This is a genomic window from Pengzhenrongella sp. (assembly GCF_036565025.1).
In the GTDB taxonomy this organism is placed as follows: Bacteria; Actinomycetota; Actinomycetes; order Actinomycetales; family Cellulomonadaceae; genus Pengzhenrongella.
Genome location: NZ_DATCNW010000302.1, coordinates 1 through 20,388 on the forward strand (window position 1 = coordinate 1; position 20,388 = coordinate 20,388).

The window sequence follows — 20,388 nt, forward strand, 5'->3', positions numbered from 1 at the left end:
GGGTGGCTCGCGAGCCACCCGCCGGCGAGCCCGTCGAAGGTCCGCTCGAACGCCAGCGCGACCGGCGTGCCCGACTCGGCCGCCGTCGTCGTGACGGCCATGACGCCGGCCGGTTCGCGCCGTTCGGCCAGCACGACGCCGCCGGTGCCGAGCAGGTAGGCCCGACACGAGCTGGTGCCCCAGTCGAGGGCTATCAGCCTCGGTCGATCGTGATTCGTCATGCGACCTGATTCCCCCGTCGGATCCGTGCGAGCCACGCCGGCGTGACCTCGCCCTCGTGGGAACACCGTGCTCGACCCGTCCCGATAGTGCAAACATCGTCCGCACTATCGGGATGACGTGGGATAGCCTCGCCCGATGAGCGCAACGGAACCCACCGCCCACGATCGGGGTGTGCCGCCGTCGGGCACCCAGACCCTGGCCAGGGGCCTGGACGTGCTCGGCGCCGTGCGGGGCGGCGCGAGGGACCTGAAGGCGGTCTGCGCCGCGACCGGGATCGGGCGGAGCACGGTCCACCGGCTCCTCCAGCTGCTCGTGCAGCGCGGCTATCTGCGCAGCTCCCAGGGCGCCGACTACTCCCTGGGCCCGGCGCTGATCGAGCTGGGGTTCCATGCGCTCTACCAGAGCCCGGTGCCCACGGTGGCCCGGCCGATCCTCGAAGAGCTCGTCGCGAAGTGTCACGACACCGTGCACCTCGCCGTCGAGGACGGCGGGCAGGTGCTCTACGTCGACAAGATCTCGGGCTCGCGCGGCGCCGAGATGCGCTCGCGCGTGGGCTACCGCATGCCGTTGAGCCGGACCGGCATCGGCAAGGCGCTGCTGCTCGACGCGCCCGACCGCTGGGCGCCGGTGTTCGACGCCGACCACGCCCGCGCCGTCCCGGCGCCCGCGGTCCGGGAGACCTACCTGGCCCGGATGCCCAGGTACGCGGAGCAGGGCGCGAGCCTGGACCTCGAGGAGAACGAGCCCGGGATCCGCTGCGTGGCGGCCCCGGTGCGCGACGGGAGCGGCGCGATCGTGGCGGCCATCAGCATCTCGGCGACCAATCCGTACATGCCGATGGACCGCATGCGCGCACTGGTGCCGGTCATGGCCCAGACGGCGCTGTCGATCTCCAAGAAGCTCGGCTACTCCGGCTGAACCCAGGATCCGGAAGGATCGGTGCGCCGCGCGCACACATCCTTCCGGATCCTCTGGTCAGCCGATCGGCGCGGCCATTTGGCGGACCCGGTAGCCGGCCTCGATGCGCTCGCCGGTCACGGGGTCGGCCAGCTCCACCCGCCAGTTCGACGCGAACTGGTCGACGCCCGCGCTCATCGCCACGGTGCCGGAGATGAGCACCGTGCCGGGAGTGTCCTGGCTCCGATCCCGGAGCACGCCGAGCCAGTAGTCGGGCGTCAGCAGCGCGCCGAGGGTGGCATCCTGGATGAGGACCTCGTGCTCGCCATCGCCCACCCAGCCGCGCAGGGTGATCTCGTCGAGGTGGTCCCGCACGTCCTCGAGGCGCCATGCGTTCGTGCCCAGGATGTCCGGGCTCGCGTTCTTGCTCCACGCGACGCCGTGCACCTCGAGCGCCCGGTCCGTGTGGTCGCACGCGACGGTGAGCAGCACGCCCGACGTCGTGATGACGAGCGCCCATTCGGCCTCGCCCGACGTGCGCTCGTGCTGCACCGAGACTTCGTCGGCCTGAGACGCGAGGTAGGGGGAGACGGGGTACAGCGCGGGCGTCGTCGTCGGTCCCGGCACGCCGAGCGCGGCGAGCTCGGCGATGTGGGCCTGGACCTCGTCCTGCTCACGGCCGGCGTAACCCGCGTTGAGCAGGTCGCGGACCTCGAGGGTTTCCGTGCTGCCGTCGGGGAGCTGGAAGGTCAGGGCAGTCATGGGGTCTCCTTGGTGGGTCGAGTCCCGGTCGGGTGTTTCAGCCAGGTAAAACTTCGGCGAGCTTCTGGGCAGGTCTGGCGCCCGGACGCTCGGTATGCCTACTGTATACACGACGTACAAGGAATCGCCCGGAGATACCCTCGCCCCCTTAGGAGCCACATGGTCCAGGAGACTTCGCCCAGTACGGCGCCAACGACGGCACCAACGACGGCACCCTCGACAACGTCACCGATCACGCGCAGCGCTCTGGTGAAGGCGTTCGTCGCGAGCCTGACCGGAACATCGCTCGAGTGGTACGACTTCGCGGTCTTCTCGGCGGCGTCGGCCATCGTCTTCCCGAGCATCTTCTTCCCGTCCTCCGACCCGTACACCGCGACGATCCTGGCGTTCTCGACGTACGCCGTCGGCTACATCTCGCGCCCGCTCGGCGGATTCGTGTTCGGCCGCCTCGGTGACAAGATCGGCCGCAAACCGGTGCTCGTGGTCACGCTGCTGCTCATCGGCATCGCGACGTTCCTGATCGGGCTGCTGCCCGGCTACGCGACGATCGGGATCGCGGCGCCCATCCTGCTGGTCCTGCTGCGCTTCGCCCAGGGCGTCGGCGTCGGCGGTGAGTGGGGCGGCGCGGTGCTGCTCTCGAGCGAGTTCGGCAGCCCGCACAAGCGCGGATTCTGGTCCTCGGCCGCCCAGATCGGCCCGCCCGCCGGGAACCTGCTGGCCAACGGCGCGCTCGCCGGCCTCACCGCGGTGCTGAGCGAGCAGGCCTTCCTCGACTGGGGCTGGCGGGTCGCGTTCCTGCTCTCATCGCTGCTCGTGGCGTTCGGCCTGTGGATCCGCCTGCGCCTCGAGGACACCCCGGTGTTCCAAGCCCTGCGCGCCCGCGGCGACCGTCCGACGGCGCCGATCCGGGAGATCTTCGCGACCCAGCGGCGTCCGCTGCTGGCCGCGATCCTGTGCCGGATCGGGCCGGACGTCACTTACGCACTGTTCACGGTCTTCACCCTGACCTACGCCACGACCACCCTGGGCTTCAGCCGTGCGCAGGTGCTGCTTGCCGTGCTGGTCGGCTCGGGCTTCCAGCTCTTCGCGATCCCGCTCGCGGGCGCGATCTCCGACCGGATCAACCGTCGGCTGCTCTACACGGTCGCGGCCGTCGGGGCGGCGATCTGGGCGTTCGTGTTCTTCGCGATCACCGACGGGACCTCCCTCGGTGTGCTCATCGCGGGCATCGTGGGCGGGCTGATGTTCCACTCGTTCATGTACGGCCCGCAGGCCGCGTACATCATCGAGCAGTTCACGCCGCGGCTGCGGTACACCGGCAGCTCGCTCGCGTACACGATCGCCGGGCTGTTCGGCGGCGCGATCGCCCCGCTGATGTTCACGTTCCTGTTCAAGACGACCGGGAGCTGGATCTCGATCGCCGTCTACCTGTCGGTGGCCGTCGCACTGACCCTCGTCGGCGTGGCGATCGGGCGCGACTCGAACGTCGCCGAGGACGAGGAGTACCTCGCGGACCTCCAGTCCGCCGACACCACGACCCCGGTCGCGGGCTAGCAACCCGGGGCTCGGTGGGTGGGGCTTGTCAGCTGCGGAGCAGGACGTCGAGGGTGACCTCGAGGTGTCGGTCGATCGCCTCGCGGGAGGCCTGCGCGTCGCCCGCGGCGAGCGCGTCGAGGATCTCGGCATGCTCCGCGCACACGCGCCCCTGGCGGTCGTGCGTGCGGAACAACGCCTCGACGCCCACCAGCCCCTGTCTCGCCCGGAGCTTGGCGTAGCTGCGCGAGATCAGCGAGTTCTCGGCCGCGTCCACGAGCAGCTGGTGGAACCGGGTGTCCCACTCGATGAACTCCCGGCCGCTCTCCGCGGGCTCGGTGGCGACCATCGCCTCCTGGTGGGCCAGCACGTCGCGCATCGCGGCGAGCGGAACCCGGTGGTTCTCGATCGCCGTCGTCGCCGCGTGGCGTTCGAGCACGGCGCGGAGCTCCATCAGCTCGGCGATCTGGCGCCCGGTGATCACCGGGATCTGGGCGCCGCGCTTGGGGATCATCTCCACCAGGCCGTCGGACGCCAGCAGCAGCAGCGCCTCCCGCACGGGGGTCCGTGAGACCCCGATGCGCAGCGCGAGATCCTGCTCGTTGAGGAACTTGCCCTGCATCGCCGGATCGACGAGCACCCGCTCGGTCAGGTACTCCACGGCCTTGTCCCGGCCCGAGACGGGCCCCTCTGCGAATGTCGGCATACCATACGTATACACCAAGTTCGAGGAGTCGTCATGCGCCTGGCGCTAGCCCAGATCATCAGCACGGACGACGGCGAGGCCAACCTTGCCATCGTCGAGCGGTTCGCGACGGACGCGCGCGCGCAGGGCGCCGAGCTGGTCGTGTTCCCCGAGGCCACGATGCGCGCGTTCGGCGGCACGCTCGCCGACGTCGCGGAGCCCATCGACGGGCCCTGGGCGACCGCCGTGCGCGCGATCGCGGCGCGCCTGGACCTGACGATCGTGGTCGGCATGTTCACGCCGGGCGAGGCCGGCCGCGTCCGCAACACGCTGCTCGTCGCGGCCCCCGACACGGTGGCCCACTACGACAAGGTGCACCTGTTCGACGCCTTCGGGTTCGCGGAGTCCGACACGGTGGACGCGGGGGACCGCGCCGTGACGGTGGCCGTGGGTGGCACGACGATCGGGCTCGCGACCTGCTACGACCTGCGGTTTCCCGCGCTCTTTCTCTCCAACGCCGTAGCCGGCGCGCGCCTGAGCATCGTGTGCGCGTCGTGGGGTGCGGGGCCCGGCAAGGCCGAGCAGTGGGACCTTCTCGTGCGGGCTCGCGCGGTGGACACCACGACGTTCGTGATCGCCGTCGGCCAGGGCGACCCTGCCTCCCAGGGGCGCGCCTCTACCGGCGCCGCGCCGACCGGGATCGGCCGCAGCGCGGTCGTCTCCCCGTTCGGGGAGATCCTGCACCAGCTCGGCGCGCAGGAGGGGCTGCTCGTGGTCGACGTCGACCCCGGCGAGCTCGACGCCGCCCGCCAGAAGCTGCCCGTCCTCGCGAACCGCCGCCTCGACCTTTAGCCCGCGCGGGCGATCAGGAGCGGCGGAGGTCGAGGTCGAACAGGTCGTTCCGGTCGCACGTCAGCTCGCTTCGAGGGCGCGGTCCGCGGCCGAGGGTGGCCGAAGGTCGCGTCGAAACCGCGCGTGCCGGGGGAGTCGAGCAGCAGCCCGGCACGCTCCCAGGTGTCGAGGTCATCCGAGTGGTAGACCCGCTGGCCGTGCCATTCGTCGACGATCATCCAGAACCAGCCACCGAGCTCGAAGACGTTCGGGCCCTCGTGCGGCTGACCGGTGATCACCGGGCGGCACGGAGTCCAGGTGAGCAGGTCGGGGGAGTCCGCCGCCCAGGGGCGCGCGGTTCGCGCGCCGTCATCCCTTCACGCCGCCCGCGAGCAGGCCGCTGACGATGTGGCGCTGGGCGAAGATGAAGAAGATCACCATCGGGATGAGCACGATGACGCTGAGCGTCATGAACGCCGGCCAGTCCGTCGTGAACTCGCCGACGGCGGTATAGACCTGCAGGACCAGCGTCCGCTTCTCGGGCGAGCTGAGGAACACGTTCGGCGTGATGAAGTCGTTCCAGATCCACATCGTCTGGAAGACCCCGACCGTCACCAGGATGGGCCGGATCAGCGGGAGCACGATGCGCCAGTAGATCTGCCCGACGCTCGCCCCGTCGATCCGCGCCGCCTCGATGATCTCGAACGGGAGCGTGCGCATGTACCCGAGGATCAGGAAGTAGCAGAAGATCGATCCGGCGCTGTACAGCACCACCAGGCCCGACAGGGTGTCGATCAGGTTCAGCTGCACGAGCATCCGGTAGAGCGGGATGAGCGTCGACTGCCCGGGGATGATGAAGCCGAGCATGAGCGCGACGCCGAACCACGTGTTGAACTTCGTGGCCCGCATGATCATCCCGAACGCCGCCGTCGAGCCGATGAACAGCATCACGAGGATCGATGCGGCGGTCACGAACAGCGTGTTCGAGAAGCTCTGCAGCAACGGAACGGTGTGGAAGACGTTGGTGTAGTTGTCCACGAACAGCGTGTGCGGCAGCGAGAGCGGTGAGGTCGTCATCTCCTGCTGCGTCTTGAACGTGTTGACGAGGATGTAGTAGAGCGGGAGCCCCACGAGGCACGCGACGGGGATCATCACGACGCTGGTGAGCGCCGATCTGCGCTTTCTCAAGAGATTCTCCGTTCGAGTCGGCGGGACAGCGCGAGCTGGCCGAACACCAGCAGCCCGACGGCGAGCGTGAACAGCACGGCGAGGGCCGACGCCTGCCCGTACCGCCCCTGGGCGATCCCGCCGACGATGATCGACTGGGTCAGGGTGTAGGTCGCGAAACCGGGCCCGCCCCCGGTCAGGGTGAACGGCAGGTCGTACACCTTCAGCCCGCCGGTCATCAGCAGGAACTGGCTGACGACGATCGCGGGGGTCAGCAGCGGGAGGGTGATGTGGAAGAACTGCTGCCGGCGGGACGCGCCGTCGATCGTGGCGGCCTCGTAGTAGTCCGACGGGATCGACTGCAGGTACGCGAGGTAGAGGATCGCGTGCCACCCGGTCGCCGACCAGACGCCGACGGCGATCACCGAGACCTGCGCGAGCGTGCCGTCCGAGAGCCACGGGAACGGGCCGATCGAGAACAGCGCGTGCAGGACCGTGTTGAGCACGCCGGTGCCCAGCGGCAGCAGGATGTACCGCCAGACCAGGCCGAGGATCGCGATGCTGGGGATCGCCGGGAAGAAGAACAGCGAGCGGACGAAGTTCCGCCCGAAGAACTTGCGGTTGAGGATCACCGCGAGCGGGATCGCCAGCGCCGTGATGACGACGGTCGTGCCCACGGTGTACGCAAGCGTGAAGAGCAGGCCGGCGAGCATCGAGGCGTCCGTGAGGATCCGCACGTAGTTGTCGAACCCGACGAAGTGCATGTCGAGGGAGTACCCGGTGAAGTCGGTGAAGCTGTACTGGACGGTCTTCGCCAGCGGGACGATGAACATCACGACGAAGACGACGGCGATCGGGGCGAGGAACATCTGGTTGGCGGCCACCGCCCGCCACCGGGTCGACACCCGGCGGCGGGCCGTACTGATCGTGGACGGCCGCGTCCGCAGCAGCGTTGCGCTCACCATCAGCCGTCGGTCTCCTTGAGCTTGCGGTCGAGGTCCTCGGCGACCTGGGTCGGCGTCGCCTTGCCCTGCACGAGCAGCTGGAGCTGGGCGACGGCCTCGACGTTCAGCACGTCCTCGTGCCGCTTCCACGCGATCTGCGGGAGGTACACGTCGCCGGCGCGGACGGCCTTCGCGATCGGCTCGAGCGCCGGGTCGATCTTCGGGGTGAATTCCGCGGTCGTCGTGATCGCGCTCGTCGCGTCGTGGTACTCCTCGACCACCTTGGCGCTCGCGAGGTAGGTGAGGAACGACTTGGCGGCCGTGAGGTTCTTGGTCTTGGCGTTGATCGCCCAGCCTGGCGACGCCGCGCCCGCGAGGTACGGCGCGCCGTCGGCCAGCGCCGGGACGGGCACCATCTCGAAGTTGAGCTTGGGGTTCGCGTCGCGTACCGGCTGCACGTCCCACGGACCGGCCACGATCATCGCGACCCGCCCGTTGGCGAACTCGTCGCGCACCTGGTCGCCGGTCAGGCCGACGACGTCCTTGGTGACCAGGCCGTCCTTCCAGAGCTTGCTCCACTGCGTCAGCGGCTCGACCCAGGTGTCGGCGAACGAGCTCGAGCCGTCGAAGATCCCGGTGTCCATCTTGCCGCCGCCGGCCGCGTTCTCGGCGCCGAGGAAAGCGGAGAGCGGGGTGGACATGCCCTGCACGGACTCGAGGTACGGCGTGATCTTCGCGGCCTTGAGGGTCTTGCACAGGGCGAGGAACTCGTCCCAGGTCTTCGGTGGTGCCTTGACCCCGACCTTGGCGAGCAGGTCCTTGTTGTACAGGACGCCCGCGCCCCAGGTGGAGGTGGACATGCCGTAGACGTGGTCGTCGGCGGAGTACGCCGCCTTGTTGAAGTCCGTGATGCCGGACATGAACGTCTCATTGGTGAGGTCGACGACGAGCTTGCCGCCGATGAGGTTCGTCTTGTTCTCCGCGGCGATGGAGAAGACGTCCGCGGCCGTGCCGGACAGCACGCGCGTCTGGAGGGTCGAGATGTATTCCGCGACCGGCGGCGCGTTGGAGAACTTGACCTTGATGTTCGGGTTGTCCTTCTCGAAGCCGGCGATGATCGGCTTCATGGTCTTCTCGTTGTCCCAGGAGAAGAAGCTGAGCGTGGTGTCCTTGCCGGCCCCCGGCTGGGACGGCGATCCGCTGCACGCGGTGAGCGCGACGGCGGAACAGACAACGGCCAGGGCTGCGACCGTCCGGCGAATTCTCATCAGATAACTCCCTTGTCATCAGGTCGTACGGGGTTTGGGTGGAGCGGTGGAACGGAGGTGGAACGAGCCGAGCGAGGTGGAACTTCGCGGAGCGGTCCGGAACGGCGGGGGAGCGGACCTCAGTGGGCGGGCAGCGGGCGACCCCGGGAGGTCGCGGGAGTGCCGCCAGGCATCGGCCGTGAGACAGTGACGTCCGCTAGATCGGCTGGAATCCGCGAAAAGTGATCCGCTCGAATGGACGTGTGCACGCTGTGGTGACCATGATCGACGTCGCGAATGCCGCGGGCGTCTCGGCGATGACGGTCTCGAACGTCGTCAACGGTCGCCCGCACGTCCGCGAGGAGACGCGCCGACGCGTCCTGGACGCGATCGACGCGCTGGGCTACCGGATGAACGTGGCCGCGCAGGCATTGCGTGCCGGTCGCACCGGGCTCATCGGGCTCGCCGTCCCGCAGATCGACCGGCCGTACTTCGGCCAGCTCGCCGCCATGCTGACCGAGCGGTTCGCGGCCGAGGGCATGCGGCTCGTCGTCGAGCAGACCGGCGCGAGCCGGGAGGGCGAGCTCGACGCGTTCTACTTCTCGAAGCTGCGGATGTACGACGGTCTCGTGCTCAGCGCCGTCGGGCTGGGGCAGAGCGACGTCGACCTGCTGGGCCTGGGTTTCCCGATCGTGGTGATCGGCGAGCGGATCTCCGACCGCCACGTCGACCACGTCGGCATGGCGAACGTCGAGGGCGCGCGCGCCGCGACCGAGCACCTGCTGGCTCGCGGGTGCCGGCGGATCGTGGTGCTCGGCGGCAACGTCGACGACACGGACGTGTCCATGCCGACGCTGCGGACCGAGGGATACCGCCAGGCGCTCGAGGAGGCCGGGGTGCCCTGGTGTGAGGACCTCATGGCGGCGTGCGACTTCACCATGGAGGGCGGCGCCCAGGCGATCCATCTCCTCGTGGAGAGCGGGCTGGAGTTCGACGGCGTGTTCGGCCTGACCGACTCCGCGGCGATCGGCGCGCTGCGGGGCCTGGCCGACGTCGGGCTGCGCTGCCCGCAGGACGTCAAGGTCATCGGGTTCGACGACGTGCGGGAGGCCCGGTTCACGGTGCCCACGCTGTCCTCGGTGAACCCGGGCCACGTCGAGATGGTGGATGCGGTCGCCAGGCTGCTCATGCACCGGATCCAGGGCGTGACCGACGAGCACGAGAACGTCATCGGTCCGTTCTCCGTCGTTCCCCGCGGTTCGACCGGGGACTGATCGAGGAGCGGATGCACGGGGGGTCGAGCTCACGGCGTGGCCCTTCTCGTTGGCTCACGTCGCGCAGGTGAGCATCGTTGCTGCACAGTTTGTATCGTTAATATAGCATCCTGTCTGGAAGCGTCAACGTCGCCGTCGAACCAAGGGACACGCACATGTCGAACGGATCCGTCACCCCGACCACCAGCGCCACGGCCACGTCCGCCGTCACCAGGGCGGCGACGACGACGGCGGTGGTCAACCTCGACGTCCCGGGCCCGCGGATCAGTCGGGACCTGTACGGGCACTTCGCCGAGCACCTCGGCCGGTGCATCTACGACGGGTTCTACGTCGGGGAGGACTCGCCCGTGCCCAACGTCCGGGGGATCCGGACCGACATCGTCGAGGCCTTGCGCGCGCTCGACATCCCGAACCTGCGCTGGCCCGGCGGGTGCTTCGCGGACGAGTACCACTGGCGCGACGGCATCGGCCCGAAGGAGTCACGGCCCTCGATGGTGAACACCAACTGGGGCAACGTGATCGAGAACAACCACTTCGGGACGCACGAGTTCATGGACCTGTGCGAGCTGCTCGAGACCGAGCCGTACATCGCCGGGAACGTGGGCAGCGGAACGGTCCAGGAAATGAGCGAATGGGTCGAGTACCTCACCCGCGCCGGTGATTCGCCGATGTCCAAGCTGCGGCGCGAGAACGGGCGCGAGGAGCCGTGGAAGGTCAAGTTCTGGGGCCTCGGGAACGAGGCGTGGGGATGTGGCGGGAACATGCGCGCCGAGCACTACGCGGACCTCGCCCGGCAGTACGCGACCTATTGCCGCGACCACGGTGACAACACGCTCTACCGGATCGCGGCGGGCGCGTCCGATGACAACTACGCGTGGACCGAGACCCTGATGAAGTCCATCAGCTGTCTCGGTTGCCCTAGCGGCCCGCAGAACATCTACCAGGGCATCTCGTTCCACCACTACACGACCGGGCCGGACTGGGACAACAAGACGAGCGCGACCGAGTTCGGCGTCGACGAGTATTACCGGACGATGGCCAGCGCATGGAAGATGGACGAGATCATCGCTGGGCATTCGCGCGTCATGGACTGCTACGACCCGGATGCGCGAATCGGCCTCGTGTGCGACGAGTGGGGCACCTGGTGGAAGGCCGCGGAAGGCACGAACCCGAGCTTCCTGTTTCAGCAGAACACCCTCCAGGACGCGCTCGTGGCGAGCCTGCACTTCGACATCTTCCACAAGCACGCGCGACGGCTGGTCATGGCGAACATCGCCCAGACAGTCAATGTCCTCCAGGCGATGCTGCTCACCGACGGCAACCACCTGATCCTGACCCCGACGTACCACGTGTTCGAGATGAACAAGGCGCACCAGGGCGCCACGAATCTCCCCGTGCACGTCACCCAGGCCGCGGCAACCCGCACCGTGGGGGACGGCGAGATCGCGCGGGTGTCGGTCTCCGCGAGCGTCAAGGACGACAGCGGTCTGGTCTCCCTGACCAACGTCGATGCGGGCTCGGCCGCGGAGGTCCGCCTGGATCTGCGGGGGACCGCGTGGCGCCTCGGTACGGCCCGCATCCTCACCGCGTCCACGGTCCAGTCGCACAACACGGTCGACAATTTGACCGCCGTCGCTCCCGAGCCGTTCGACGGCGTCCGCCGCGACGGCGACACCCTGGTACTCACGATCCCCCCGCACTCCTTCGTCACGGTCCAGCTCCTCCTCAACTGACCCCGCGACGTTTCGCCCCTCGACGTGGGGTGTCGAGCGCGAAAGACTTGACGGTGAGTTTCCGACGGAGGAAGGACCGTCCATGACCACCACGCGCACGCCGGTCGTGTTCATCCACGGCCTGTGGCTGCACGCCACGAGCTGGAGTCCCTGGCTCGACCTGTTCCGCGAGGCCGGCTACGAGCCGATCGCCCCGGGCTGGCCAGGGGAGCCGCCCACGGTCACCGAGGCGCGCGACGAGCCGGAGCTCGTGGCCAACGCCGGCATCGACGACGTGACGGCGCACTTCGCGAAGATCATCCACTCGCTCGACGCGAGCCCGATCGTCATCGGGCACTCGTTCGGCGGGCTGATCACCGAGAAGCTGCTCGGCCAGGGGATCGGCGTGGCCGGGGTCGCCATCGACCCGGCGCAGATCAGGGGGGTGCTGATCCTCCCGCTCGCCCAGCTGAGGGCGGCGCTACCCGCGCTGGGTAACCCCGCCAACAAGCACAAGGCCGTCTCCCTGACCGCCAAGGAGTTCCGGTACGGGTTCGGCAATGCCGTCTCGCAGGACGAGTCGAACGCGCTCTTCGAGCAGTGGACGATCCCGTCGCCGGCGCTGCCGCTGTTCCAGGCCGCGGCGGCCAACCTGGTCCCGCACTCGCAGGCGCAGGTCAACACCGAGAACGAGACCCGAGGACCGCTGCTGCTGATCTCGGGGGTCGAGGACCACCTCGCGCCGGACGCCACCACCCGATCGACGCTCAAGCAGTACCGTGGCTCCGCGGCGGTCACCGAGCTTGCGCAGTTCGCGGGCCGCGGGCACTCCCTGGTCATCGACAGCGGCTGGCGCGATGTCGCCGACGCCACCCTGACCTGGCTGACGGCGCACGGCCTGTGATCAGAGCAGCATTGAGTACATCCACATGTCGCGGCGCTCACCGCCGACCTCCTGCCAGCCGCGCAGCAGCCCCTCGCGCTGAAACCCGGCCCGCTCCGCGGTGCGCGCCGAGGCCTCGTTCCAGGGCTCGACGTACAGCTCGAGCCGCGGGATCCGCAGCTCCGTGAGCGCCCAATGCGCCACCGCGGTCACGGCCGACGCCGCCGCGCCGCGCCCGCGGGCGGGCCCGACCACCCAGTAGCCGAGGGACGCGCGCCCCTGGTCGAGGTCGCGCAGCCACAGTCCCACCTGCCCGACGGCGCGGTCCGTGGCGCTCTCGGCGATCGCGAACGAGTACCCGGCGCCGCTGCTCGCCCGGTCCCGCTGGCGCTCGATGAACCGCAGGCCGGCGTCTTCGGTGAAGATGGCCGGGACCGTGGTGATGAGCGGGATCTGCGGGTCGAGCGCCGCCTGGCGAACCACGTCGACGTCAGTTGCCGAGAAGGGCCGGAGCCGGAACCGGCCCGCGTCGAGCTCCGGCACCACGAGCTCCACTGTCACGCCTCAAGTACACCCGACCGAACGACCGGCACATCCCACGAACGCCGAAATCGACGACGCCGGGCGCGCCGCGGCAGGGGTCCAAGCCCGGATCGCCGCAGACTGCGCACATCCGTGTTGCCTGCGCACATCCGATGTGCGCAGTGGGCGCCGATGTGCGCAGTCTGCGTGGACGTGCCTGGCGCGGGTCGCCCACGTCAGACTCGCACCCCGTCCTTCCAGACCTGCGCGATCAGCGGGACTCCCGGGCGGTAGGCCAGGTGCACGTACGACGGCGCCGTCAGCTGCACCAGGTCGGCGCGCGCACCGACCCCGATCCGGCCGACGTCGTCGCGGCGCAGGGCCGCCGCACCGCCCGCGGTCGCCGCCCAGAGCGCCTGGGCCGGGGTCATCCGCATGTCGCGGACCGCGACCGCGATGCAGAACGGCATCGAGGAGGTGAACGACGAGCCCGGGTTGCAGTCGCTCGCGAGGGCGACGCTCGAGCCGGCGTCGAGCAGGCGGCGGGCGTCCGGGTACGGCTGGCGGGTGGAGAACTCGACGCCCGGCAGCAGTGTCGCGACGGTCGACGAGCCGGCGAGCGCGGCGACGTCGTCGTCGGTGAGGTACGTGCAGTGGTCGACGCTCGCCGCACCCAGCTCGACCGCGAGCTGCACGCCCGGTCCGGGGCCGAGCTGGCCCGCGTGCACGCGCAGCCCGAGGCCGCGGGCCGCCCCGGCGGTGAGGATGCGGCGGCTCTGCTCGACGTCGAACGCGCCCCGCTCGCAGAACACGTCGATCCAGCGCGCAGTCGGCGCGCACGCGTCGAGCATCGGGCCGACCACGAGATCGACGTAGCCGCCCGGGTCGCCGGCGTACTCCGCCGGGACGACGTGCGCGCCGAGGAACGTGACCTCGTCGGTCACCTCGCGGGCGAGGGTGAGCAGCCGACGCTCATCGGCGACGGTGAGCCCGTAGCCGCTCTTGATCTCCACGGTCGTGGTGCCCTGGGACCCGAGCTCCGCGACGAAACCAGCGAGCCGGGCTCGCAGCTCGTCGTCGCTCGCCTCGCGGGTGGCTCGCACGGTGCTGCGGATGCCGCCGGCCTCGTAGGAGGCCCCCGACATGCGCGCCTCGAACTCCGCGGCGCGGTCCCCGCCGAACACGAGGTGGCTGTGGCTGTCGACGAAGCCGGGGATGACGCACGCGCCCCCGGCGCTCGACGCGGTGTCGGTCTGCGGTGCGCGGGCCGCCGGCCCGACCCAGGCGACGACGCCGTCGTCCAGGACGACGGCGGCGTTCTCGATCACCCCGAGGATGCCGTGACCCAGCGCCGGGTCGTTGGTGACCAGCTGCCCGATGTCGGTGACCAGCAGGCTCGTCATACGGGCTCCGTCTCGAGTTCGTGCAGCGCGCCGGTGAGCAGCGCCGCGGGATCGGGGTTCTGGATGAGGTGGCCGCCGACCACGGTGCTGAGCACGTCGGCGGCGGTCGCCGTGAGCGGAAGCTGGATGAGTCGCGAGCCGGTCGTGCGCATCGAGGCCGGATCCAGCTCGACCAGGTCGCCCCAGTCGCCCGCGGCCAGTCCCGCGACCCCGCGCACGGGGCCCAGGCCGAGGGATCGGTACCCGTTCGCACCGCCCGCGGCCCACAGCTCGCCCGGGGTGAACACCCCGCGTGTCCCCGACGCGAGCCGCTCGCCGGCCTCGAGCCCGCGCAGCTCGAGCAGCGGGTCGACGACGGCGTTCTGGTCGGAGCCGACGCAGAGCCTCGCACCGGCGTCGTGCAGCGCCCGGCCGGGACCGATCCCGTCACCCAGGTCGGCCTCGGTGGTCGGGCACAACGCGATCGAGGTGCGCTCGGCGCCGAGCAGGGCGACGTCGTCGGCGCTCAGGTGGGTCGCGTGGACCGCGGTGAGGCGTTCGGACAGGGCACCGAGCCCGCTGAGCAGCCCGGTCGGCGTCACGCCGTAGGCCGCGAGGCAGTCCCGGTTCTCGGCCGGCTGCTCGGAGAGGTGCAGGTGCAGGGGAGCGTCGGCGGGCAGGCCGGCGAGGATGGCCGCGATCGCGTCGTCGGGCACCGCGCGCACGGAGTGGATGGCCGCGCCGAGGGTGACGAGGCGGCCCGGCCGGGCCGCGAGCGTGGCCCGCAGCGCGTGCCAGCGCTCGAGCCACGCAGCCGCGCTGCCGTCACCGAACCGCAGCTGCTCGGGCGCGAGCACGGCTGAGATCCCGCCGGTCAGGTAGCAGGTGTCCAGGATGGTGAGCCGGATGCCCGTCTCGTCGGCGGCGTCCGCGAGCGCGAGCTCCATGGCGTGGCCGGGGTAGGGAGTGCCGTCGGTGCGGTGGTGCACGTAGTGGAACTCCCCGACGGCGGTGTACCCGCACGCGAGCATCTCCGCGAACACCGCGACGGCGAGGCGCCGGTAGCGCTCGGGGTCGAGCCCGGCCGCGACGGCGTACATGGCCTCGCGCCAGCCCCAGAAGTCGCCGCCGCCGGCGTGCGTGCGCCCGCGCAGCGCGCGGTGGAACAGGTGTGAGTGGGCGTTCGCGAAGCCGGGAACGACGACGCCGAGCGCGAGGTCTAACGCCTCGCGCTCGGCGCCGACGACGACGGCGCTGATCCGGCCGTCGGCGTCGAGCTGCACCCGGACCGCCGACTCGAACTGCCCGCCCACGAGCGCCCGTTTGCACCAGATCGCGCTCACAGCAGATCCTCCAGGACGGCCACCAGCGCATCGACGCCGAGCTCGCAGTCCTCCTCGCCGGCGAACTCGTCCGGTGCGTGCGAGACGCCGGACGGGTTCCGCACGAAGAGCATGGCCGTCGGGACCCGTCCGGCGAGGATCCCCGCGTCGTGACCGGCCGCCGTCGGGATCAGCGGGGGACCGCCCAGCACGCCCGCGATCCGGTCCCGCACTGCGGGGTCGAAGGTCACCTGCGGCGCGAACGACTCCTCGTGCAGCTCGAAGGCGCAGCCCTCGAGCTTCGCGGCGGCCCTCGCGTCGTCGCCGATGGCGGCGACGAGCTCACGCACGGCCGCCTCGCCGTCGGCCCGGACGTCGAGCCAGAGCTCGGCGAGCGACGCGATGACGTTGGTCCCGCCGGGAATCACCTCGATGCGCCCGACGGTCGCGCGGGGGGCCGCTGCCGCGGACGCCTCGCCCTGCATGGTCCGGCTCAGTGCCGCCGTGCCGCGGTGCCGGGTCGCGAGGATGGCCGCCGCGGCGGCCACCACGGGGTCGTGGCGGTCCGTCATCGGCGTCGTGCCGGCGTGGTTCCCCGAGCCCGTGAAGCGCAGCCGCCAGCGGCCGTGCGCCAGGATGCCCGTCGCGACCGCGATGGCGACCCCGCGATCGACCAGGTCACGGCCCTGCTCGACGTGCAGCTCGACGAACACCCCGATGCGCGCGAGCGCTGCCTCGTCGAGGCCGGCGCGCGTGGGGTCCAGGCCCGCCGCGGTGAGCGCCGCGGCGAACGTGACCCCGTCGGCGTCGGCCAGGGCGAGGGCGCGGTCGGCGTCGATCGCCCCGCTCAGCAGGCGCGAGCCGAGGCACGCCACGCCGAACCGGGAGCCCTCCTCCTCCGCGAACACCGCGACCGCGAACGGGCGCGACGGCGTGAAGCCGGCGCTGCGCAGCCGGGCGACCGCGGCCAGCGCGCTCACCACGCCGAGCGGCCCGTCGAACGCGCCGCCGCCGGGCACCGAGTCGAGATGGCTGCCGGTGACCACGGCGTCCGGCCCCGGCGCGCCCCACCAGGCCCACAGGTTCCCATTACCGTCGAGCCGGACGTCCAGCCCGAGCGCGACGGCGTGGTCGGTGAACCAGGCCCGCAGCTCGAGCTCGGCCGGGTCGAAGACGCGCCTGGTGTACCCGCCGCGCACCGCGTCCCGCCCGACGTCGGCGATCTCGGCGAGCAGCGCAGACGCTGTCGCCGTCGTCGAGGTGGAGCTCACTCGCCCTCCCACATCGGCACGCGCAGGCCGCGCTCGCGCGCCACCTCGGCGGCGCGCTCGTAACCGGCGTCCACGTGCCGCATGACCCCGGTGCCGGGGTCGTTCACGAGCACCCGGGCGATCTTCTGCGCGGCGAGCTCGGTGCCGTCCGCGACGATGACCTGCCCGGCGTGGATGGACCGGCCGATGCCGACGCCACCGCCGTGGTGGATCGAGACCCAGGTCGCGCCGCTCGCGGTGTTCAGCAGCGCGTTGAGCAGCGGCCAGTCGGCGATGGCGTCCGAGCCGTCGGCCATCGACTCGGTCTCGCGGTACGGCGACGCGACCGAGCCCGAGTCGAGGTGGTCGCGACCGATCACGATGGGCGCGGAGACCTCGCCGGAGGCGACCATCTCGTTGAACCTCAGCCCGGCCAGGTGTCGCTCCTGGTAGCCGAGCCAGCAGATCCGCGCCGGCAGGCCCTCGAAGCGAACCTTCTCCCCGGCCGCGGTGATCCAGCGGTGCAGCGGCTTGTCGTCCGGGAAGAGCTCGAGGATCGCCTTGTCGGTCGCGGCGATGTCGGCCGGGTCGCCCGAGAGCGCGACCCAGCGGAACGGGCCCTTGCCCTCGGCGAACAGCGGCCGGATGTACGCGGGCACGAACCCGGGGAAGTCGAACGCCCGCTCATAGCCGCCCAGCTGGGCCTCGGCCCGGATGGAGTTGCCGTAGTCGAACACCTCGGCGCCCGCGTCCTGGAACTCGACCATGGCCTTGACCTGCTTGGCCATCGAGGCACGGGCGCGCTCGGTGAAGCCGACCGGGTCCGCCGCCGCGGCGTCCTTCCACTCCTCGACGCTGGTGCCCTCGGGGAGGTAGGCGAGCGGGTCGTGCGCGCTCGTCTGGTCGGTGACGATGTCGACCGGGACCCCGCGGGCCAGCAGCTCGGGGAACACCGTCGCGGCGTTGCCGACCAGGCCGACCGAGAGCGGCCGGCGCTCGGACTTCGCCGTGAGCACGCGCGCGACGGCGTCGTCCAGGTCGACGGCGAGCTCGTCCAGGTAGCCGTGCTCGAGGCGCCGCGCGAGCCGGGACTCGTCGACGTCCACGATCAGGACGACCCCCTCGTTGAGCGTCACCGCGAGCGGCTGCGCGCCGCCCATGCCGCCGGCGCCGCCGGTGAGCGTGAGGGTCCCGGCGAGCGACCCGCCGAAGCGCTTGGCCGCGACCGCGCCGAACGTCTCATACGTGCCCTGCAGGATGCCCTGAGTGCCGATATAGATCCACGAGCCGGCCGTCATCTGGCCGTACATCGTCAGCCCGAGCTGCTCCAGGCGGCGGAACTCGGGCCAGTTCGCCCAGTCGCCGACGAGGTTCGAGTTGGCGATCAGGACCCGCGGGGCCCACTCGTGGGTGCGGAACACCCCGACCGGCTTGCCCGACTGGACCAGCAGCGTCTCGTCGTCGTCGAGCGTCTGAAGGGTGCGCACGATCGCGTCGTACGCCTCCCACGAGCGGGCGGCCTTGCCGGTTCCGCCGTAGACGACCAGGTCTTGCGGATGCTCGGCGACCTCGGGGTCGAGGTTGTTCATCAGCATCCGCAGCGGTCCCTCGGTCTGCCAGCTCTTGGCTGTCAGCGTGGTCCCCCGTGCGGCGCGGATCTGGCGTGGGCCGGACATGGTGCTCCCTGTCGTTGAGGCGATCGTGGTGGAAATGACGATGAGGTCGCTCGACCTGGCGCCGGTGATCACCGGCGCGACGTTCTCCGCGGCGAACAGGTCCGGCGGCGCAGGTCCAGGCCGATCCGGCCCGAGGAGGGGTCGATTTGCCGGTTGATCATGCGCATCGACGTGGTCTTGCCGCAGCCCGAGGGGCCGACCAGGACCGTGAGCTGGCCGTTCGGGGCCTCGAGCGTGAGCTCGTTCACGGCGAGGGTCCCGTCGGGATAGACCTTGGAGACCTTTTCGAAGGTGATCATGTGGTTCCTTCCCGTTCGGTTGATGAGGGGGTCTTGCCGAGCCCGGCGGAGACGCCGAGCGCGGCCGCGGCGAGTGCGCGACCGTGACGGGCCGCGCCGGCTTCGTCCAGCCGGTAGCTCGGAATCACCAGGCTCATGGCGGCCACCACCCGGGTGGCCGAGCGCACCGGAGCCCCGATCGCGGTCACGTCCGGCTCGATGCCTCGTTCGACGACGACGTAGCCCGCGGCCGGGGTGTGTCCGAGGAACACCTGCCCGACCGCGGACCGTTCGAGCGGGATGGTGCGGCCGACCCAGCTGGCGTGCCGCACGGAGTGGGTGCCCTCGACGATGCTGATGTACAGCGCCGTGCCGCGGTGCCCCTCGATGCTGAGGTAGACCGACTCGCCGGTCTCCTCCACGAGCTCTTCCATCGCCGGGTGGCACAGCCCGACCAGCGACTCGTTGCTCAGCGCCTGGGCGCCGAGCTGGATGGTGCGGCTGCCGGGGCGGTAGGCGCCGTCGTCGTCCCGGCGCACGAAGCCGCTCGTCTCCAGGGTGCGGAGCAGCCGCAGCGCGGTGCTCGGCGCGAGCTCGGCGGCACGGGAGCTCTCCGAGAGGCTCGCGCTGCCCCGATCGCAGATCACGGCGAGCAGCGCGAGTGCTCGTTCAACGGTGCGGGTGGACGACTCGCCCATCGACGTTCCTCTCCTCGGTTGACCCAAAAGCGACGGCGCTCATGTTTCGGGGGAGGACGTCCGCTGTTGCCATTCAGTAGAATCCCATTTCCACCAGATGGCAAGGAGTTGTACGCATGGTGAGACGATCGGCTGTCGTACAGTCGTCGCGACATGACGGTCCGCGCAGGACCGTGACGGTCGGAGGTCGGGGCGATGCGCCTGCTGCGCAGCCGCGGGTTTGGGGCCGGCGTGAGCGGTGTGCTGGCCGACGCGATGGACCTCGCCTCGGTGCTGCCCGACGACGACGGCGACCGGGACCTGCGCGCCGACCTCGAGATGGCGGGTGACCTCTTGGGCGGGACTGCGTCGGCCCGCAGAGCTTGAGTTCGTCACGCGAGTGCGGGCAGGTTTGGGAGGGAATGGCTCGCGGCGCGAGCAAAACCTTCCGAAACCCGACCCGCCTCGGGACGCGAGCTCAGCGGCGGGCGAGCGGCCGGTCTGAGTCGTGGTTCGCGGGAGCACGGCCATGATTCGTCTGCGGCCGTCCCACGGAGCGAAGTCGCCGGTCAGAGCTCAGTCGACCGGCGGCAGCGACGCCTCGATCAGCTCGACGATCTCCGGTGCGTCGGGCTCCGTCGTCGGGCGGAACCGGTGCACCTCGCCGGTGGGCGTGACCACGAACTTCTCGAAGTTCCACTTGACCTTGCCGGCCTTGCCCTCGGCGTCCTCGGTCTGGGTCAGCTCGGCGTACAGCGCGTGCTGCGAGCGGCCGTTCACCTTGATCTTCTCGAACATCGGGAACGTCACGCCGTAGGTCGTCGAGCAGAACTCCTCGATCGCCTCGGAGCTGCCGAGCTCCTGCAGGAACTGGTTGCTCGGGAAGCCCAGCACCGTGAACCCGCGGTCGCCGTAGGTCTTCTGCAGCTCCTCGAGCTTCGTGTACTGCGGCGTCAGACCGCACCGCGAGGCGACGTTCACGATCAGCTTGACCTTGTCCGCGTACTGCGCGAGCGAGGTCGTCTTGCCATCGATGGTGGTCAGGGGAATCTCGTTGAGGGGCACGAACAGTTCGAACACCGAGGACCGCGCGAATAGTCCGTCCCTCCTCGACATCGACCCCG

At 70.5% G+C, this 20,388-nt stretch carries 22 protein-coding genes; 7 read left to right on the forward strand and 15 right to left on the reverse strand.

Annotated elements, in window-relative coordinates:
• Positions 1–221, reverse strand: a 221-nt coding sequence (locus VIM26_RS17420) for a 2-dehydro-3-deoxygalactonokinase (RefSeq protein WP_331953473.1), incomplete at its 3' end; no start/stop codon positions are given.
• Between the two features lie 136 nt (positions 222–357).
• Here VIM26_RS17420 and VIM26_RS17425 point away from each other — a divergent pair.
• Complete coding sequence (locus tag VIM26_RS17425; RefSeq protein WP_331953475.1) at positions 358–1,140, forward strand: IclR family transcriptional regulator; 783 nt, start codon at positions 358–360, stop codon at positions 1,138–1,140.
• A 57-nt stretch (positions 1,141–1,197) separates the two neighbouring features.
• Here the strand turns inward: VIM26_RS17425 and VIM26_RS17430 are convergent, their stop codons facing one another.
• Positions 1,198–1,881: a DUF2848 domain-containing protein gene (locus tag VIM26_RS17430; RefSeq protein WP_331953477.1), complete on the reverse strand. Its 684-nt coding sequence runs from the start codon at positions 1,879–1,881 to the stop codon at positions 1,198–1,200.
• A gap of 159 nt (positions 1,882–2,040) precedes the next feature.
• Here VIM26_RS17430 and VIM26_RS17435 point away from each other — a divergent pair, with 159 nt between their 5' ends.
• Positions 2,041–3,435: an MFS transporter gene (locus tag VIM26_RS17435; protein ID WP_331953479.1), complete on the forward strand. Its 1,395-nt coding sequence runs from the start codon at positions 2,041–2,043 to the stop codon at positions 3,433–3,435.
• Between the two features lie 28 nt (positions 3,436–3,463).
• Here VIM26_RS17435 and VIM26_RS17440 read toward each other — a convergent pair whose 3' ends face one another.
• The gene (locus VIM26_RS17440; protein WP_331953481.1) at positions 3,464–4,120 is read right to left on the reverse strand and encodes a GntR family transcriptional regulator; all 657 of its coding nucleotides are present in this window, start codon (positions 4,118–4,120) and stop codon (positions 3,464–3,466) included.
• A 33-nt stretch (positions 4,121–4,153) separates the two neighbouring features.
• On the opposite strand from VIM26_RS17440, the gene VIM26_RS17445 reads away from it, so the two are divergent.
• Positions 4,154–4,951 carry a carbon-nitrogen hydrolase family protein gene (locus tag VIM26_RS17445; protein ID WP_331953483.1) on the forward strand — a complete coding sequence of 266 codons (798 nt, stop codon included), beginning with the start codon at positions 4,154–4,156 and terminating at the stop codon, positions 4,949–4,951.
• On the opposite strand, the gene VIM26_RS17450 is transcribed toward VIM26_RS17445, so the two are convergent.
• From VIM26_RS17450 to VIM26_RS17465, 4 genes are all read right to left on the reverse strand, one after another.
• Positions 4,948–5,229: a hypothetical protein gene (locus tag VIM26_RS17450; RefSeq protein WP_331953485.1), complete on the reverse strand. Its 282-nt coding sequence runs from the start codon at positions 5,227–5,229 to the stop codon at positions 4,948–4,950. The genes VIM26_RS17445 and VIM26_RS17450 overlap by 4 nt on opposite strands.
• A 70-nt stretch (positions 5,230–5,299) precedes the next feature.
• The gene (locus tag VIM26_RS17455; protein ID WP_331953487.1) at positions 5,300–6,118 is read right to left on the reverse strand and encodes a carbohydrate ABC transporter permease; all 819 of its coding nucleotides are present in this window, start codon (positions 6,116–6,118) and stop codon (positions 5,300–5,302) included.
• Complete coding sequence (locus VIM26_RS17460; protein ID WP_331953489.1) at positions 6,115–7,062, reverse strand: sugar ABC transporter permease; 948 nt, start codon at positions 7,060–7,062, stop codon at positions 6,115–6,117. The genes VIM26_RS17455 and VIM26_RS17460 overlap by 4 nt, the downstream gene beginning before the upstream one ends.
• Positions 7,062–8,309, reverse strand: coding sequence for an ABC transporter substrate-binding protein (locus tag VIM26_RS17465; RefSeq protein ID WP_331953491.1), 1,248 nt, complete (start codon positions 8,307–8,309; stop codon positions 7,062–7,064). The genes VIM26_RS17460 and VIM26_RS17465 overlap by 1 nt, the downstream gene beginning before the upstream one ends.
• 242 nt (positions 8,310–8,551) lie before the next feature.
• On the opposite strand from VIM26_RS17465, the gene VIM26_RS17470 reads away from it, so the two are divergent.
• The 3 genes from VIM26_RS17470 (at position 8,552) to VIM26_RS17480 (ending at position 12,178) form a co-directional block, all read left to right on the forward strand.
• Positions 8,552–9,562, forward strand: coding sequence for a LacI family DNA-binding transcriptional regulator (locus VIM26_RS17470; RefSeq protein ID WP_331953493.1), 1,011 nt, complete (start codon positions 8,552–8,554; stop codon positions 9,560–9,562).
• A 155-nt stretch (positions 9,563–9,717) separates the two neighbouring features.
• Positions 9,718–11,295, forward strand: coding sequence for an alpha-N-arabinofuranosidase (locus tag VIM26_RS17475; protein WP_331953495.1), 1,578 nt, complete (start codon positions 9,718–9,720; stop codon positions 11,293–11,295).
• A gap of 82 nt (positions 11,296–11,377) precedes the next feature.
• Positions 11,378–12,178, forward strand: a complete 801-nt coding sequence (locus VIM26_RS17480; protein WP_331953497.1) for an alpha/beta hydrolase — start codon at positions 11,378–11,380, stop codon at positions 12,176–12,178.
• On the opposite strand, the gene VIM26_RS17485 is transcribed toward VIM26_RS17480, so the two are convergent.
• The 7 genes from VIM26_RS17485 to VIM26_RS17515 form a co-directional block, all read right to left on the reverse strand.
• On the reverse strand, positions 12,179–12,718 hold the full coding sequence (locus VIM26_RS17485) for a GNAT family protein (protein WP_331953499.1): 540 nt from the start codon (positions 12,716–12,718) through the stop codon (positions 12,179–12,181). It lies immediately after the preceding gene.
• 197 nt (positions 12,719–12,915) lie between these two features.
• Entirely contained in the window at positions 12,916–14,082 is a 1,167-nt protein-coding gene (gene hutI / locus VIM26_RS17490) for an imidazolonepropionase (protein ID WP_331953501.1), read from the reverse strand.
• On the reverse strand, positions 14,079–15,404 hold the full coding sequence (locus VIM26_RS17495) for a formimidoylglutamate deiminase (RefSeq protein ID WP_331953503.1): 1,326 nt from the start codon (positions 15,402–15,404) through the stop codon (positions 14,079–14,081). The genes hutI and VIM26_RS17495 overlap by 4 nt, the downstream gene beginning before the upstream one ends.
• Complete coding sequence (locus VIM26_RS17500; RefSeq protein WP_331953505.1) at positions 15,401–16,654, reverse strand: allantoate amidohydrolase; 1,254 nt, start codon at positions 16,652–16,654, stop codon at positions 15,401–15,403. Before VIM26_RS17500 ends, VIM26_RS17495 begins: the two co-directional genes overlap by 4 nt.
• Entirely contained in the window at positions 16,651–18,309 is a 1,659-nt protein-coding gene (hutU, locus tag VIM26_RS17505; protein WP_331953507.1) for a urocanate hydratase, read from the reverse strand. Before hutU ends, VIM26_RS17500 begins: the two co-directional genes overlap by 4 nt.
• Before the next feature lie 68 nt (positions 18,310–18,377).
• The gene (locus tag VIM26_RS17510) at positions 18,378–18,608 is read right to left on the reverse strand and encodes an ATP-binding cassette domain-containing protein (protein WP_414696512.1); all 231 of its coding nucleotides are present in this window, start codon (positions 18,606–18,608) and stop codon (positions 18,378–18,380) included.
• Positions 18,605–19,285 carry an IclR family transcriptional regulator gene (locus VIM26_RS17515; RefSeq protein ID WP_331953509.1) on the reverse strand — a complete coding sequence of 227 codons (681 nt, stop codon included), beginning with the start codon at positions 19,283–19,285 and terminating at the stop codon, positions 18,605–18,607. Before VIM26_RS17515 ends, VIM26_RS17510 begins: the two co-directional genes overlap by 4 nt.
• A gap of 195 nt (positions 19,286–19,480) precedes the next feature.
• Between VIM26_RS17515 and VIM26_RS17520 the strand changes: the two genes are divergently transcribed.
• Complete coding sequence (locus VIM26_RS17520) at positions 19,481–19,651, forward strand: hypothetical protein (protein WP_331953511.1); 171 nt, start codon at positions 19,481–19,483, stop codon at positions 19,649–19,651.
• A gap of 189 nt (positions 19,652–19,840) precedes the next feature.
• On the opposite strand, the gene VIM26_RS17525 is transcribed toward VIM26_RS17520, so the two are convergent.
• A complete protein-coding gene (locus tag VIM26_RS17525) occupies positions 19,841–20,329 on the reverse strand; it encodes a glutathione peroxidase (RefSeq protein WP_414696513.1) in 489 nt (162 codons plus the stop codon).
• Positions 20,330–20,388: the final 59 nt, after the last annotated feature.